This is a genomic window from Xanthomonas sp. NCPPB 3959, assembly GCF_056675575.1.
The window spans coordinates 40,106-54,426 of record NZ_JBWWVR010000018.1; the positions used below are offsets into that span (position 1 = coordinate 40,106).

General features: G+C 64.9%; 15 protein-coding genes. 8 read left to right on the forward strand and 7 right to left on the reverse strand.

Annotation, left to right across the window (positions count from 1 at the left end):
* Positions 1 to 80: 80 nt before the first annotated feature.
* The 3 genes from AC1KVG_RS18290 (at position 81) to AC1KVG_RS18300 (ending at position 2,911) form a co-directional block, all read left to right on the forward strand.
* The gene (locus AC1KVG_RS18290) at positions 81 to 689 is read left to right on the forward strand and encodes a nucleotidyltransferase family protein (RefSeq protein WP_043889325.1); all 609 of its coding nucleotides are present in this window, start codon (positions 81 to 83) and stop codon (positions 687 to 689) included.
* Positions 690 to 1,212: 523 nt separating this feature from the next.
* On the forward strand, positions 1,213 to 1,428 hold the full coding sequence (locus tag AC1KVG_RS18295; protein WP_006448858.1) for a hypothetical protein: 216 nt from the start codon (positions 1,213 to 1,215) through the stop codon (positions 1,426 to 1,428).
* Positions 1,429 to 1,660: 232 nt separating this feature from the next.
* A complete protein-coding gene (locus AC1KVG_RS18300; RefSeq protein ID WP_481095319.1) occupies positions 1,661 to 2,911 on the forward strand; it encodes a DUF819 family protein in 1,251 nt (416 codons plus the stop codon).
* Positions 2,912 to 2,956: 45 nt separating this feature from the next.
* Here AC1KVG_RS18300 and AC1KVG_RS18305 read toward each other — a convergent pair whose 3' ends face one another.
* Entirely contained in the window at positions 2,957 to 4,153 is a 1,197-nt protein-coding gene (locus AC1KVG_RS18305; RefSeq protein ID WP_481095320.1) for a Tle-like phospholipase domain-containing protein, read from the reverse strand.
* Positions 4,154 to 4,190: 37 nt separating this feature from the next.
* Positions 4,191 to 4,955 carry an ankyrin repeat domain-containing protein gene (locus tag AC1KVG_RS18310; RefSeq protein ID WP_481095321.1) on the reverse strand — a complete coding sequence of 255 codons (765 nt, stop codon included), beginning with the start codon at positions 4,953 to 4,955 and terminating at the stop codon, positions 4,191 to 4,193.
* 234 nt (positions 4,956 to 5,189) lie between these two features.
* Between AC1KVG_RS18310 and AC1KVG_RS18315 the strand changes: the two genes are divergently transcribed.
* Positions 5,190 to 5,894, forward strand: coding sequence for an HAD family hydrolase (locus tag AC1KVG_RS18315; protein ID WP_481095322.1), 705 nt, complete (start codon positions 5,190 to 5,192; stop codon positions 5,892 to 5,894).
* 611 nt (positions 5,895 to 6,505) lie between these two features.
* Here AC1KVG_RS18315 and AC1KVG_RS18320 read toward each other — a convergent pair.
* Both AC1KVG_RS18320 and AC1KVG_RS18325 read right to left on the reverse strand, forming a co-directional pair.
* Complete coding sequence (locus AC1KVG_RS18320; protein WP_005926176.1) at positions 6,506 to 6,730, reverse strand: YbdD/YjiX family protein; 225 nt, start codon at positions 6,728 to 6,730, stop codon at positions 6,506 to 6,508.
* A complete protein-coding gene (locus AC1KVG_RS18325; RefSeq protein ID WP_168958884.1) occupies positions 6,730 to 8,802 on the reverse strand; it encodes a carbon starvation CstA family protein in 2,073 nt (690 codons plus the stop codon). The genes AC1KVG_RS18320 and AC1KVG_RS18325 overlap by 1 nt, the downstream gene beginning before the upstream one ends.
* A 254-nt stretch (positions 8,803 to 9,056) precedes the next feature.
* Here AC1KVG_RS18325 and AC1KVG_RS18330 point away from each other — a divergent pair, with 254 nt between their 5' ends.
* Both AC1KVG_RS18330 and AC1KVG_RS18335 read left to right on the forward strand, forming a co-directional pair.
* Entirely contained in the window at positions 9,057 to 9,917 is an 861-nt protein-coding gene (locus AC1KVG_RS18330; protein WP_481095323.1) for a pirin family protein, read from the forward strand.
* A 33-nt stretch (positions 9,918 to 9,950) separates the two neighbouring features.
* Positions 9,951 to 10,376, forward strand: coding sequence for an OsmC family protein (locus AC1KVG_RS18335; protein ID WP_481095324.1), 426 nt, complete (start codon positions 9,951 to 9,953; stop codon positions 10,374 to 10,376).
* A gap of 175 nt (positions 10,377 to 10,551) precedes the next feature.
* On the opposite strand, the gene AC1KVG_RS18340 is transcribed toward AC1KVG_RS18335, so the two are convergent.
* The 3 genes from AC1KVG_RS18340 to nfi all read right to left on the reverse strand — a co-directional run bounded on the left by AC1KVG_RS18340 (position 10,552) and on the right by nfi (position 13,116).
* Entirely contained in the window at positions 10,552 to 11,013 is a 462-nt protein-coding gene (locus AC1KVG_RS18340) for a hypothetical protein (RefSeq protein WP_006453352.1), read from the reverse strand.
* A gap of 256 nt (positions 11,014 to 11,269) precedes the next feature.
* Complete coding sequence (locus AC1KVG_RS18345; protein ID WP_481095325.1) at positions 11,270 to 12,160, reverse strand: pirin family protein; 891 nt, start codon at positions 12,158 to 12,160, stop codon at positions 11,270 to 11,272.
* 110 nt (positions 12,161 to 12,270) lie between these two features.
* Positions 12,271 to 13,116 (reverse strand): deoxyribonuclease V, encoded by an 846-nt coding sequence (gene nfi, locus AC1KVG_RS18350; RefSeq protein WP_481095326.1) that lies wholly within the window; start codon positions 13,114 to 13,116, stop codon positions 12,271 to 12,273.
* On the opposite strand from nfi, the gene gpmA reads away from it, so the two are divergent.
* Together gpmA and AC1KVG_RS18360 are read left to right on the forward strand one after the other, a co-directional pair.
* Positions 13,087 to 13,836: a 2,3-diphosphoglycerate-dependent phosphoglycerate mutase gene (gene gpmA, locus AC1KVG_RS18355; RefSeq protein ID WP_176341462.1), complete on the forward strand. Its 750-nt coding sequence runs from the start codon at positions 13,087 to 13,089 to the stop codon at positions 13,834 to 13,836. The two genes, nfi and gpmA, sit on opposite strands and share 30 nt — an antisense overlap.
* 157 nt (positions 13,837 to 13,993) lie before the next feature.
* A complete protein-coding gene (locus AC1KVG_RS18360; protein WP_481095327.1) occupies positions 13,994 to 14,311 on the forward strand; it encodes a hypothetical protein in 318 nt (105 codons plus the stop codon).
* The last annotated feature ends 10 nt before the right edge of the window (positions 14,312 to 14,321 follow it).

A 14,321-nucleotide genomic window follows, 5' to 3' on the forward strand; every position in this document is an offset into this window, starting at 1 on the left:
GATGGGCAGATAAGCCGTCCACGACGCGATTCACAGCCGATACCGCGAGGTTCTTCGCCACGCACTGCGGCATCGAGCGCATGAGCAGCGATCATGCTGCACTGATACTCGCCGCAGGCGCCGGCCGTCGTCTGGGCCGGGCAAAACAATTGCTGATGCGCGATGGCGAGCCACTGTTGCGTCGCTTCGCGCGTCTTGCGCTGCAGACGTCGCCGCGCCGTTGTGTGGTGGTGCTGGGCGCAGAGGCCGATGCACTGACCGATGTTCTGCAAGGTCTGGAGGTGGAAGTGCTGCGGCACGGCGACTGGTCTGCAGGCATGGGCTCCAGCCTGGCCGCGCTACGGCACTACGTGCAGGACGACACAACGCTGCGGCGCAGTCTGATCCTGGGCTGCGACCAACCCGCGCTGGACGCACCGCATCTGCGTGCGCTACTCGAAGAGGCCGGTCATGCAGCCTCGGGCTGCGCCACCAGCGGCTACGCCGGGGTACGTGGCATCCCCGCAGTGGTGACGCATGCCGCGTGGGCAGATGTGCCGTTGCAGGCCGACAGTGGCCTGCGCGGCCTGTTCGCCAGCCTGGACGTGCAGACGCTGGGCTGCGTGAGCGCACCGGCACTCGCCCTGGACGTGGACACGCCAGCCGACCTGGCAGCCGCACAACAGCGTGGCTGGGTGGACGCGGACTGAGACGCCATGACGGGTCTCGGTCCGCGCGATGCGGCAGCCTGAGCGTCAGAGGCCTGACGTCCTCAGGACCACAAGACGATCGCTTCCCGGATCACCAGCACATAGCCCACCACCAGCGCGGACTTGACCGGAAACTGGAACTTCCTGAGCAGATGCATGCAATTCCTCCCCCGAGGCACTTCCCAAGCGCGATTGACCTCCCCGCTGCCACCGTCCGCGCCATCTGACGGCCGCTCGCGACGTCTGTTCGCCGCTCGGGATCGACTGTAGCGCTGCGCCTGACTGGTGTCATGTAAGAATTTTCCTACCGAACTGCCAGTGTCCACCCGACGGTATTCCCATAATCGAAAGAACATTCTGGCTATGCCGGACGCGGGGCCCTTGGCCACTCTCCCGCGGCCCCTTGAGTAAGGGCACGTCGGCATGCTGATGGGAGAACGCGTTCCCACGCGCAGCGCGCTGCGATAGCCCGCACGCGTTACGCACCATCGTTCGATCGCTGCACGCACCGGCCGGAGGCCTGATGGACGAGTCCCGCTACGTTGTACGCATCCATCCCGAGCAGGGCGGCTGGTGGGTCACCCGGCCGCAGTGGTCGCCGCTGCGTTATCTGCGCGAGCAGGGCGCGTTGGAAAACGCCGAAGTGATGGCCAGGCTGCATTGCCTGACAACTGGCCAGCCCAGCGGCGTGGTGTTGAAGACCGCCGAGGGCGAACGCGTGGTGCGGCGGTATGGCTGAGCGCGTCTGACAAACATCTAGAACGACCTCTGTTCGCTTTACATCTGCGACATCGGCGATTGGCTTTCCCGCACAGCCCACGAATCATCTCTGCGGCAAGCTCGTAGTGACGATGCTGATGTCAACATCGATACCAGGGTGTGCGTAGAGGCCCGGGTCGGCTAGATTCACGCCATTGGCCACTGTTGGTCGATCCGCGCATTGGCGGCCACTTTCTGGATGTCCGCCCGTAGTGAATGTCGCCGGTGCTGCGCTGATCCAAAACGATATCGTCGTCTTCGGCTTGATCGCCGCCACCTTGGGGGCTGTGTTCTGGACCTCCTCGCGCGAGCGCGGCCCGTGGCGGAGTTTCTATGCCGTGGTGCCGGCCTTGTTGCTGTGCTATCTGCTGCCGGGCATCTACAACACCGTCGGCCTGATCGACGGTGCCAACACCCGTCTGTACAACCCGATCGCCCGTGACGTGCTGCTGCCGGCGGCGCTGATCTTATTGACGCTGAGTATCGACCTGCGCGCAATCCTGGGGCTGGGGCCCAAGCTGGTCGCCATGTACCTGGGCGCGTCGCTGAGCATCATGCTGGGTGCGGTGGTCGCGTTCTGGGTGATGCGCTGGCTGCATCCGGCTACCGTGGCGGGCGATACCTGGGCCGGCATGGCCGCGCTGGCCGGCAGCTGGATCGGCGGCGGCGCCAACATGCTGGCAATGCGCGAAGTCTTCGATGTGGATGCCACCACCTTCGGCCAGTTTGCGGTGGTCGATGTCGGTGTCGGTTATGTGTGGATGGCGGTGCTGATCTTCCTGGCCGGGCGGGCGCGCAACATCGATGCGCGTAGCGGCGCCGATACCCGGGCACTGGATGCCTTGCAGGAGCGCATGGCGCGCTTCCAGGCCGAACACGCGCGCATTCCCACGTTGGCCGATTTGATGGTGATCGTGGCGGTGGCGTTCGGCGGCGTCGGCCTGGCGCATGCGTTGGCCAATCCGCTCGCGGCATGGTGCAAGGCCAACCTGAGCTGGGCCAGCCAGTTCAGTCTGGACACCCCGTTCGTCTGGGTGGTGGTGTTGGCGACCAGCCTGGGCTTGCTGCTGAGCTTCACCCGCGCCCGTACGCTGGAGGGTGCCGGCGCCTCCAAAATCGGCACGCTGTTGCTGTACTTCCTGATCGCCTGCATCGGCATGCAGATGGATCTGCTGGCGCTGCTGGACCGGCCATGGCTGTTCCTGCTCGGGCTGATCTGGATCGCCGTGCATATTGCGCTGCTGTGGGGTCTGGGCCGGTTGCTGCGGGTGCCGTTCTTCTATTTCGCAATCGGCTCGCAATCCAACATCGGTGGCCCGGCGTCGGCGCCGGTGGTCGCTGCGGCCTTCCACCCGGCCCTGGCGCCGGTCGGCGTGCTACTGGGCACGATGGGCTACGCCACCGGCACCTATCTGGCCTATCTGGTTGGGATTACCTTGCGCGCGATGGCGGGCGCGGGCTGATCCGGGTACTGGCGCGCGCCAGTACCCGGAGACGGGCAACGACGGCTACTGGATCAGGCGGCGATGCTCTTCCTGCTGCTGGGAAGGCGGCTGCGATTGAAATTGCGCCTGCTGTTGGTTGTGTTGCTGCAGCTGGCCGACATTGCCTTGCGCCGGTTCGTTGGCCGCCGCCGCAGTCTGCACCTGGCTGCGCAGATGGGTCGGGTCGTCCATGCGGCCTTGCACAGCGAACAGGCTGTCGCCTTCGCGGCTGGGGACCAGGTGATCGATTCGTTGCAAGCCGTCGCTGCTTGCGCGCGCGGCCACGCTGGCGGCCGTGTTGAGAAACGCGGTGTCGTCGCGCAGCCCCAGGCGCTCGCGCTGGCTGTCCAGCTGCACCACTGCGTCGTTGAACAGCTGGCTGCCGGTGTGCAGGGTCGTGCCCTGCGCCTGCCTCGGCGACTGCATGTCCTGCGCCTTGATCACCGAGTCCATGCCGTGCAGGTCCATGCGGTGCATCAACATCATGCCTGGCACCAGGCGTCGCCCGAACGACAACGGGTCCGGCTCCGGAAGCTCGATCTGATGGCCGGCCGCATTGGGCATCGCCCACTTCAACGGGATGCTGTCTTCCTGCAGATGGGTGAGAATCTCGTTCTTGACGTGATAGCCGCGGATCAATTCGCTACTGGCGTACTCCTTGGCCGCCGATGCATCCAGACCTTGCCGTTCCAGCGTGCGGTCGTTGACGCCTGCGGCGTTGTAGGTCACGGCGGGGATGTCGTTGACCATCGCCGATGCCGCCGCCAGACCGCCGCCAAGCGAGTGACCGGTGATCACCACCTGGTCGCCAAATGCCTGCCTGGCCTGGCTGCCCAGTTGAATTGCGGAGGCGTACTGCGCATCGTCGAAGCCCAGGCCCTGGCCGATGTTGTGCTTCCAGTCCTTGCCTTCGTCGGTGCCGCAAAAGCCGAGCACCACGTTGCCTTGATCGTTGCGGTAGAACGCGGCATCGAAACCGCTTTTAGCATCGTGCAGCAAACTGGGGTCGATACCTGCCCGTTGCAGCGTGCTGTCGTCCATGCGCGTCCAGCCATTGGGCAGGGGCGTAAAAGTTTCAGCGCTGCCTTCGCGTCGCTGCGAGGCAGTCGCGTAGAGGTCTTGCAGCACTGCCGGAAACTGTTGGTCTTCCGGGCGTGGCTGTTGTCCGCGGATCGACTCTGCGAACGGAGTGGAGGAATCAGTGGGATTTGACGGGCTCATGCGCGGCTCCTTGCGTTCGTCGTGCGAAAAGCCCGCTTTAGCGGCTGCTTTCCACTGGAATGTTGTGCGCGCTCAACCATGCGCGTACGTCCGACCTGACCTGCTGGCCGGCGGCATTGAGCAGGCGATCCGGGGTGGTGAAGAAATACGCCTGGAAGGTTTTCTGCTGCGCGTTGCGCAGCGTGGGGTCCACACCGGCGTTGAGCAACTGCAGCACTGCAGGACTTGCCGCGCCGCTCTGTGCGGCCAGATGCAGCACGCTGTTGCCGGTGTGGTCGACACGCTGCACATCGGCGCCCGCCTCGATCAACAGGCCGATCTGCGCATCGCGCTTGCTCTGCACGGCGCGGAACAACGGCGTCCAGCCGGCACGCACGCTGACTACATCGATCGGCGCCTTGTGCTGCAGCAGCACCTTCAGATACTCCGGGTCCTGCGCCATCGCGGCCATGTGCACGACAGTTTCCTGGTCCATGCCAGGCAATGAGGGATCTGCGCCGGCGTCGAGCAATGCGGCCAGTGCGCGTGGTTGTTCGTTCCAGATCGCCCACTCCAGCAAGGTGACGTTCTGATCGCCGTGTGCGGCGAGATCGACAGTGGGGGCAAGTGCACTAATTCGGGCGACGTCGCCGTGCGCAATGGCCTTGGCGATGTCGGTCAGACTGGGGTCGCGGAACGCGACGGTATGGTCCTGCAGCGTAGCTGACATGGTGGTTTGCTCCTTGGCACCGGGCGAGGCGGTGCATGAGACCGCGAGAAACGAGGTCGCAAGAACGAGCAGGGCAGGGAATCGCGGTTGCATCGAAATCTCCTTCTCCTGATCGCATTCCTGATGACGCTGCATGAAGTCCTTCCGCAGCGGGGCCGATCCTACCAGCTGCCCGAACGACGCGCGGTAAGATTGTGTGACATGCGCCGGCGCTGCGGATTTCACTTGTTCAGTCCGCTTGCCGCCGTTCGTTGGTCTGTGCAACACGACGGGCATTGCGCACGCGTGCAACCGGCCACAGCCAACGGTCACAACCCGGCCGGCATAATGGCGCTTTGCGAGCAGATGGGTGCAATGGTCTACGACTTACTGATCAGCGATTGCGATGGTGTGCTTGTCGACAGCGAGATACTGGCCGACCAAGTGATGCGTGAGGCACTGGCTACATTCGTGCCGGCCGAGGCATTGGAGCATTTGCTGGGGACCACGTTCGGGCAGACCACGCATGAGGTGTTGCTGCGGGTGCAGGAGCATTTCTCGGTGCAGTTGCCAGAGACGTTGCTGGCACAGATTCAGGCGCGCAGCGAAGCCTTGATCAAGGCGCAGGTGCAGCCGATTGCAGGCGCGCGCGCCGCGCTGGAACAGATTCCGTTGCCGCTGGCGGTAGCCTCCAACAGCCGCCGTCACAATGTGGTCGCCTCGGTCGAACGCGTCGGGCTCACCGCACGCGCGGCGGGCAATATCTTCAGTGCCGATATGGTGGAGCGGCCCAAGCCGGCGCCGGATGTCTATCTGCTGGCCGCCCGCACACTGGGCGTGGCGCCGCAGCGTTGCTTGGTGATCGAAGACAGCCCCACCGGCGCAACCGCCGCATTGGCGGCGGGCATGCAGGTACTGGGCTTTACTGGTGCCAGCCATATTCCCCAAGGGCACGGCGACACCCTGCGACGGATCGGCGTGCTGGAGGTGTTCGACGATATGCGCGATTTACCCGCGATGTTCGAGCGGCTCGCGCAAAAGCGCGCTGGTTGAGGAGGTCGAGTCGTCGCGTCGTTTGGCTGCAGTCAAATGCTTAGATCAAAAGCCTAGTTAGTCGAGTGCGCGGTGCCCTCACCGCTTGCGGGACACGCCGTGAATCCGTCCCTGGAGGCTCAGTGGCGGCATCCATGCCGCCACATGGTCCCGCAATCGGTGAGGGCACCGCACCAGAACGTTCGTAGGTCGTTCGTTGAAAGCCAGCCTATTATTCGTTCGTGTTGCGACGCTGATCGGACGCGCCGACATTCGCGCCGTCATCCAAAAAAACGCGCGTATTGCACTGCTTGCAACCATGCACACCGACACTCTCGATTGGTCCTTGCCCGTCCACCGTCGCGGGACCTTACGCGGCATGGATGCCGCGTAAGAGCCTACACGGACGTACTTGCGGCGTGTCCCGCGATGGTGGGCGGGCAAGGGCCTTGCAGCCAAACCGCAGATCAGCCGCTCTACCTTGCGGCGTGTCCCGCGATGGTGGGCGAGCAAGGCCTGCAGCCAACCCGCAGGTCAGCCGCTCTGCAACCAACGCATTGCCATCAACGCAACAGGGCGCGATTCGCATCGCGCCCTGTTGCGTTTCTACTTCTTGATCAACTGATCACCGATCAACAGCAACGAAACCCGCTCTTGCCGCCGTACCGCGCGTCCTGGCGCTCGCGGAAGAAGGCCGGGTAGTCCATCACCGGTTTGTCGGGATGTTTTTCCAGCATGTGGCGCACGTAGTTGTCGTAATCGGGAATGCCGCAGCACAGGCGTGCGGTCTGGATCAGGCGTCGCCAGATGCGGCGGTGGACCTGGTATTGGCTGGCAAGTACGAGTTGGGTGCCCATTACAGGTCCGCCATCTGGTGTGGCTGCAAGGCCACGTATGGGGTTTCGCGGTCGCTACGCTGCGGATTGCGGCGCGCAATCACGATGGTCTTGACCGCGTAGATCAGGATCGAGCCCACCACGAACAGGAACAGCACCGTCAGCCCCGTGTTGACGTAGGCGTTGGTGACGATCTGCTGCATCTGCGCCACCGTCTTGGCCGGCGCGGTGATGGTGTTGCTGGCGATCGCGTCCTGGTACTTGTGCGCCTGCGCCAGGAAACCCTGCGCCGGGTTGCTGTCGAAGATCTTGATCAGCCCTGCATACGTGGTGCAGATCAGCAGCCACAGCGCCGGCACGATGGTGACCCAGGCGTAGCGGTCGCGCTTCATCTTGAACAGCACTACCGTGCCCAGCATCAGCGCGATCCCGGCCAGCATCTGGTTGGAGATGCCGAACAACGGCCACAAGGTCTGGATGCCGCCGAACGGATCGATCACGCCGGTGTAGAGCAGATACCCCCACAGCGCCACGCAACCGGCGGTGGCGATGATGTTGGCGGTCCACGACTCGGTCTTTTTCAATGCCGGGATGAAGTTGCCCAGCAGGTCCTGCAGCATGAAGCGGCCCGCGCGCGTACCCGCATCCACCGCAGTGAGGATGAACAGCGCTTCGAACAGGATGGCGAAGTGGTACCAGAATGCCATGGTGTCTTCGCCAGGCAGCAGCTGGTGCAGGATCTGCGCGATCCCCACGGCCAGTGTGGGCGCACCGCCGGCGCGCGCCAGGATGCTGTGCTCGCCGATGTCTTTTGCGGTGGCTTCCAAAATCTCGGGGGTGATCGCAAAGCCCCACTCGGAGACTTTTGCGGCCACCGCCACGGTGTCGCTGCCGACCAGCGAAGCAGGGCTGTTCATCGCGAAGTAGATGCCCGGCTCGATGATCGATGCGGCCACCAGCGCCATCACCGCCACGAACGATTCCATCAGCATGCCGCCGTAGCCGATGTAGCGCATATGACCTTCGTTGGCGAGCAGCTTGGGCGTGGTGCCCGAGGCGATCAACGCGTGGAAGCCGGAGACTGCGCCACACGCAATCGTGATGAACAGGAACGGGAAGATGCCGCCCTTCCACACCGGGCCGTCGCCGGTGGAGGCGAACTGGGTCAGTGCCGGCATTTTCAGATCCGGCATCACGACCAGGATGCCGATCGCCAGCGCCAGGATCGTGCCGATCTTGAGGAAGGTGGACAGATAATCGCGCGGGGCCAGCAGCAGCCACACCGGCAGTACCGAGGCGACGAAGCCATAGCCGATCAACATCCAGGTGATCTGCTTGGCGGTGAAGGTGAAGGCCGGGCCCCAGCTCGGGTCGGCGGCAACCTTGCCGCCCAGCCAGATCGCGCCCAGCAACAGGATCAGCCCGACCACCGAAATCTCGCCGATCTTGCCGACCCGGATGTAGCGCATGTACACGCCCATCATCAGCGCGATCGGCATCGTGGCGATCACCGTGAACATGCCCCACGGGCTTTCCGCCAGCGCCTTGACCACCACCATCGCCAGCACCGCCAGGATGATGATCATGATCAGGAAGGCGCCGAACAAGGCGATGGTGCCGGGCACCTGGCCCATTTCCTCGCGCACCAGATCGCCCAGCGAGCGGCCGTTGCGGCGGCTGGACAGAAACAGCACCACGAAGTCCTGCACCGCGCCGGCAAACACCACGCCGACCACCAGCCACAGCAGCCCGGGCAGGTAGCCCATCTGTGCGGCAAGCACCGGGCCGACCAAGGGCCCGGCGCCGGCAATCGCGGCGAAGTGGTGGCCGAACAGCACATGCTTGTTGGTGGGCACGTAGTCCAGGCCGTCGTTGTTGCTCACCGCCGGCGTGGCGCGGGTGATATCCAGCTGCATCACCTTGTCGGCGATGAACAGACTGTAGAACCGGTAGGCGATCAGATAGATCGAGACGGCGGCAACCACGATCCACAACGCGTTGATATGTTCGCCGCGCCTTAGCGCCACGGTACCCAGACAGAATGCGGCCAGCAGCGCCAGCGCGCCCCAGGCCAACTTCGAGAACCCTTTCATGCATGCCCCTCAGGAACGATTCACTTAAGGGTCACCCCCTGCCTGCCTGTGGTCAATGGCGCCGTTCCGGGCCGGGGTAAAACTTTAGTTGTAGAGCGTCTTGGCTGCACTGGGCGACCGCGACGTGGTAGCCAGGCGCAGCAGCCGGACGCGGCAGCCAGGCAATAGAACGATCGGTTGCGCCGGCCGCGGTTGGGACGCCTGTCGCGCGCATCCATCATGTGAGGCTATTCAATCCGCACAGGGAGAGTTCGATGAGCGCCACCCCCACCACCGCAGCGGTCCAAGTGCTGCGCACGATTCGCGGCATGCCCACCTCCGACGGAGCCGGGGTCAAGCTGACCCGCGTGATCGGCACCCAACAGCTGCCGGACCTGGATCCGTTTCTGATGCTGGACGAGTTCGGCACCGACAAGGCAGAGGACTATCTGGCCGGATTCCCCAGCCACCCGCATCGCGGCTTCGAGACGGTGACCTACATGCTCGACGGCCGCATGCGGCACAAGGACAACCACGGCAACGAGGGTCTGCTGACCCCGGGCAGCGTGCAGTGGATGACCGCCGGGCGCGGGCTGATCCATTCGGAAATGCCCGAGCAGGAGTCCGGGCGCATGCGCGGCTTCCAGCTGTGGGTAAATCTGCCGGCGCGCGACAAGATGACCGAGCCCAAGTATCAGGAATACGCACCGGAGAGCATTCCGGTCGCGCATCCGGCGCCCGGTGTGACGGTCAAGGTGATCGCCGGAACCGTCGGCGAGGTGCGCGGGCCGATCGTGCAACCCGCCACCGACCCGCTGTATCTGGATATCGCACTCGCGCCGAACGTCAGCTGGGACTACGTACTGCCCAGCGGGCACAACGCGTTTGCGTATGCCTTCGAAGGTGCGCTGACGGTGGGCGAGGGCGATGCTTCGCGCGCGCTGCCGGCACAGGAACTGGCGGTGCTGGGCGGTGGCGAGCGTTTGACGCTGCACGCCGGTGCCGAGGGTGCGCAGCTGATCCTGGTCGCGGGCCGCCCGCTCAACGAGCCGGTGATGCGGCACGGCCCGTTCGTGATGAATACCAAGCAGGAATTGATGCAGGCCTTCGTCGATTTTCAGGAGGGTCGGTTTTGAACCGGCCCGCTCGAGCCCCCGTGGGAGAGCGTCATGAGTGACAGACCCGTCAGCGTCAGCACCGGCGCAGTGCCGTACACCGTTAGCATCCACGACGGTCGGCATACCTGGAGCGGCGACACCCAGCCGGCCAACGGCGGCGCCGACGCCGGGCCGGATCCCGAGTCGCAGGTGTTGGGCGCGTTGGGGGCCTGCACTGCGATCACGGTGTCGATGGTGGCGGCGCGCAAGCAGTGGCCGCTGACGGCGGTGCACGTGCATCTGCATTACACCCAGCGCGGCGCTGCGGGCACGGTGATCACGCGTGAGATCGTGCTCGACGGTGCGCTGGATGAGGATCAGCGCACGCGCTTGATGGAAGTGGCCGACAAGTGCCCCATCCATCGGCTGCTGACAGGGCAGGTGCTGATCGACAGCCAACTGCAGCTGCGGACCGAAGCAGGTGACGCCGCAAGGTAAGCGTGCCGAAATGCCGCGCGGCTGTCGCAAGGATGCAGGCGCGGAGTGCGCCTTAGGCCAGCAAGATCGCTTGCAGGCAGGTGCGATAGAAGCGACCAGCAAGGGGCCGGGCAAACCGGCCTGCCGCAACTTCCTCAATGCGGCATGAGGAGGCAGCGCTGCGAAGCGAGGTGCGTCAGCGCTGCAACGCCAGGCTGGCCGGCTGCAGATCCATGTTCTGCACCAGCGACTGCATCAAGGCCAGCTCTTCGGTATTGGCGCCGTCGATCCACAGCTGCGCGTAGCGCTTCTTGCCCAGCTCGACCACGGTGACGCGGCGCGATTCCATGCCCGGCAGCTGACGGCCGCCCAGATCGAGCTTGTACCAGTAAAAGTCTTCCTGCTGGATCTGGCCTTTTTCCGCGCGTCGGTCACGTGCCAGCGTCATTGCCGGGTCGCGGGTGGTGAGCATGACGCCTACGACCTGGCGACCGTCGGCCGTCACGGCTTTGCAGACCAGATAGTCGGCGCCTGCGAGTTCGTTCCATTGCAGGCCGGAGGCCGGCGGCAGTGGCGGGCAGACCGGCGAGGTTTGTGCGTAAGCGGTGGCGGCGGCCAACAGCAAGCTCAAGCCGACAAGGCAGGATGCAGACTTCATTCAAGTGTTCCCCGGCGATGGATGACTGCACAGGGGCGATGCCTTCCAGCGTGTCGTCGTAACAGCCCGTGCGCTCCCCGCCCGGCTGTGCCTCGCACGCAACATGCCCCCGACCTAGAGCGACATCACTACCACAGTTTTGTCTGCAAGCTCAAGCGTGGTCGCAAACATGGCTGGAATTGGCTGTGCGCAGGGGCACTCGCGCTTCGGGATCGATTCGAGACTTGGGCGTATCGCCGCGCCCGCATCGCTGGCTTCAGGGGTAATTGACCGGCGTGGGCGCCGGGGTCTCCGGCAATGGAATGAATTCCTTGTCGTCGCCGGGAATGCTGCCGAAACGACCGGCCTGCCAGTCGTCCTTGGCCTGCTCGATGCGCTCCTTGGAGCTGGACACGAAGTTCCACCACAGGTGGCGCGGGCCATCCAACGGCTCGCCGCCGAGCAGCATCGCCTTGAGCGGTGTCTTGGCACGCAGCCGTCCGCGCGCGCCGGGCGAGGGAATGATCAGATGGCGGGCAGGAACATCCGCGCCATCCAGTTGCGCATCGCCGTCGAGAATGTAGAGCGCGCGTTCGAGGTGGCCGGTGTCCAGGTCGATTTCGGCATCGGCCTCCAGATCGATCGCCACGTTGAGCGTATCGCTGAAGACCTTGACCGGCGATTCTTCGCCATAGGCACGTCCGGCGATCACGCGCAGCAAGGCGCCATCGCGGCGTTGTTGCGGCAAGCTGGCGGCGGCATGGTGGTAGAACGCTGGCGCGGTTTCTTCGGCCGAGCGCGGCAGGGCGACCCAGGTCTGCATGCCGTGCAATGCATGCTCGCGGGCGCGCTCGGGGCCGGGCGTGCGTTCGGAATGGGCGATGCCGCGGCCGGCGGTCATCCAGTTGACGTCGCCAGCGCGAATCACCTGATCGGAGCCGAGCGTGTCGCGGTGGCCGATCTCGCCGGACCACAGGAAGGTGACCGTGGCCAGGCCGATATGCGGATGCGGGCGCACGTCGATGCCGTGATCCGGTTCCAGCACGGCCGGGCCCATCTGGTCGACGAACACGAACGGGCCGATGCTGCGCGCCTGGAGGGTGGGCACGGCGCGGCGCACTTCCAGCCCGCCGATGTCATGGACGCGTGGAGCGATGATCGTGGTCATGGCGGCGGCTCGTGGCGATCGAAAGAGAGCGCAAGCTTCGCACGCGCGCGCGATGGCGGCCGAGTGGTTGGACAAGACGGTACGTTCCGCGTTGTTGCCGGCGCTGGCGGTCAGCCCAGCAGGTCACCTTGCACGTCGGACATGACCTCGCCACGCCGCGAGGCCAGCCGGTCGGCCAGACGCGTGGGCTCGGGCAGGCGATACGCGCGCAGCGTGCGCAGTGTCCACGCGAGCGCGCCCTGCATGGAGACGCGATGCCCGGGCGAGACGATCAGCGGGTTGCAGCGCGGCTTGCTGCGCAGCGCCCAGCCGATCTGCGCGCCGCCGAGCAGGATCGGGCTGTGCTCGCCACGCGCGGGTCCGGGTTCGGTAAAGCTGCCGGCCAGGCGCTGCTTGGCCACACCGATGCAAGGCAACCCGGTCACCACGCCGAAATGCGCGGCGATGCCCAACTTGCGTGGATGCGCGATGCCCTGGCCGTCGATAAAGACCAGATCCGGCGTGCGCGAGAGCAAGGCCAGTGCCTCCAGCAACGCAGGCAGTTCGCGAAAACTGAGCAGGCCGGGCACATAAGGCATCGAGGTGGGCAAGCGCGCCACATGCGTTTCCAGCGGCAGCAGGGTGTGCGCATCCAGCAGCACCGCTGCGGCGCGCGTGGTCTGACCATCGTCTTCGAAGCCGACGTCGAAACCGGCCAGCACCTGCGGTGCCGTACTGACCTGATCCTGCAACACCACGCGCTGTGCCAGTTGCTGTTGCAACTGTCTTGCCTGGAGGATGCTGCCGTCCCAACCGGCAAAGACGGGAGTGTTCGTCGCTTGCATGGTCACAGCATCGCGCGCCGCACGTAGCGATCTCGTGCACGCCAGCGATGCGCTGGCTGCCGCTACAATCGCAGACTGATCGGCCCCCATCGGAGAACCTGAGTGACCCGCAAACTCGTACTGCTGCGCCATGGCCAGAGCCAATGGAATCTGGACAACCGTTTCACCGGCTGGGTGGATGTGGAACTCACCGAGCAGGGCCGCCAGGAAGCCGCCACCGCCGGCAAGCTGATGAAGGACGAGGGCCTGCAGTTCGATGTGGCCCACACCTCGGTGCTCAAGCGCGCCATCCACACGTTGCAGGGCGCATTGAAGGAACTCGATCAGGACTGGCTGCCGGTGTCCAAGAGCTGGCGTCTCAACGAGCGTCATTACGGCGGCTTGCAGGGCTTGGACAAGGCCGAAACCGCCGCCAAGCACGGCGAGGAACAGGTCAAGATCTGGCGCCGTTCCTACGACATTCCGCCGCCGGCGATGGACGTCGACGATCCGGGGCATCCGTGCCACGACCGTCGCTACGCCACGCTGGATCGCAATGCATTGCCGGGCACCGAGTCGCTGGCGACCACGCTGGTGCGCGTGCTGCCGTACTGGCACGACGCGATCGCCCCGCAGTTGAAGGCCGGGCAGACCGTGCTGGTGACCGCGCACGGCAACTCGCTGCGCGCGCTGTACAAGTACCTCAATGACGTCTCCAACGAGCAGATCCTGGAACTCAACATCCCGACCGGCATCCCGTTGCTGTTCGAGCTGGACGACGAGCTGCAGGTGCAGAGCTTCCGCTACCTGGGCGACCCGGAAGCGGCCAAGCGCGCGGCCGAAGCGGTGGCCAATCAGGGCAAGGCGAAGTAAGCACGGCGCTCGCTGGCTGCGCTGCGTGCAGTGCGCGTAGCGCGTCGCGTGTTTCGCACCGCGCGGTCGGATGACGCGTGCGGGTCTAAAACGTGAGCGGTGCCTGTTCGTGGATCGAACAGGCACCGCATGCGTGTGTTCTTGCAGGGGAGACATGATGTCCGGCAAACGTAAAACGCAGCAGATGAGTGCCACCTACTGCCGCGCGTATCTGGTGACGTTGGGGCTGCTGTTGGCCGGTGGGAGCGGTGCGTTCGGCGTGCTGGCCAATGGCCGTGTGTCCGGGTCGGCGATGGGGGTGGCGCTGCTGATCTGCGTGGTTGGGGTGTTGCTGCTGGCGTTCGGGCTGTTTGGGCCGTCGCGGCAGATGGAATCCTGGGCGGACGCAGCGTCCGGGCATGAGGTCGCGTTGGTGCTGATGGTGTTGGCGTATCCGGTGTACCTGTTGATGGCACCGTTTTACGCACGCAAGTAACTGCACTCGA

What these genes read in the sequence shown, in the direction of transcription:
- AC1KVG_RS18340 (WP_006453352.1), bottom strand. Translation starts at nt 11,013, where the DNA reads ATGAAGTCTGCATCCTGCCTTGTCGGCTTGAGCTTGCTGTTGGCCGCC.
- AC1KVG_RS18295 (WP_006448858.1), top strand. Translation starts at nt 1,213, where the DNA reads ATGGACGAGTCCCGCTACGTTGTACGCATCCATCCCGAGCAGGGCGGC.
- AC1KVG_RS18345 (WP_481095325.1), bottom strand. Translation starts at nt 12,160, where the DNA reads ATGACCACGATCATCGCTCCACGCGTCCATGACATCGGCGGGCTGGAA.
- AC1KVG_RS18330 (WP_481095323.1), top strand. Translation starts at nt 9,057, where the DNA reads ATGAGCGCCACCCCCACCACCGCAGCGGTCCAAGTGCTGCGCACGATT.
- AC1KVG_RS18325 (WP_168958884.1), bottom strand. Translation starts at nt 8,802, where the DNA reads ATGAAAGGGTTCTCGAAGTTGGCCTGGGGCGCGCTGGCGCTGCTGGCC.
- AC1KVG_RS18360 (WP_481095327.1), top strand. Translation starts at nt 13,994, where the DNA reads ATGTCCGGCAAACGTAAAACGCAGCAGATGAGTGCCACCTACTGCCGC.
- nfi (WP_481095326.1), bottom strand. Translation starts at nt 13,116, where the DNA reads ATGGCGCAGCAGTACGAGTTTGCGGGTCACTCAGGTTCTCCGATGGGG.
- AC1KVG_RS18305 (WP_481095320.1), bottom strand. Translation starts at nt 4,153, where the DNA reads ATGAGCCCGTCAAATCCCACTGATTCCTCCACTCCGTTCGCAGAGTCG.
- AC1KVG_RS18335 (WP_481095324.1), top strand. Translation starts at nt 9,951, where the DNA reads ATGAGTGACAGACCCGTCAGCGTCAGCACCGGCGCAGTGCCGTACACC.
- AC1KVG_RS18315 (WP_481095322.1), top strand. Translation starts at nt 5,190, where the DNA reads ATGGCGCTTTGCGAGCAGATGGGTGCAATGGTCTACGACTTACTGATC.
- AC1KVG_RS18320 (WP_005926176.1), bottom strand. Translation starts at nt 6,730, where the DNA reads ATGGGCACCCAACTCGTACTTGCCAGCCAATACCAGGTCCACCGCCGC.
- AC1KVG_RS18310 (WP_481095321.1), bottom strand. Translation starts at nt 4,955, where the DNA reads ATGCAACCGCGATTCCCTGCCCTGCTCGTTCTTGCGACCTCGTTTCTC.
- AC1KVG_RS18290 (WP_043889325.1), top strand. Translation starts at nt 81, where the DNA reads ATGAGCAGCGATCATGCTGCACTGATACTCGCCGCAGGCGCCGGCCGT.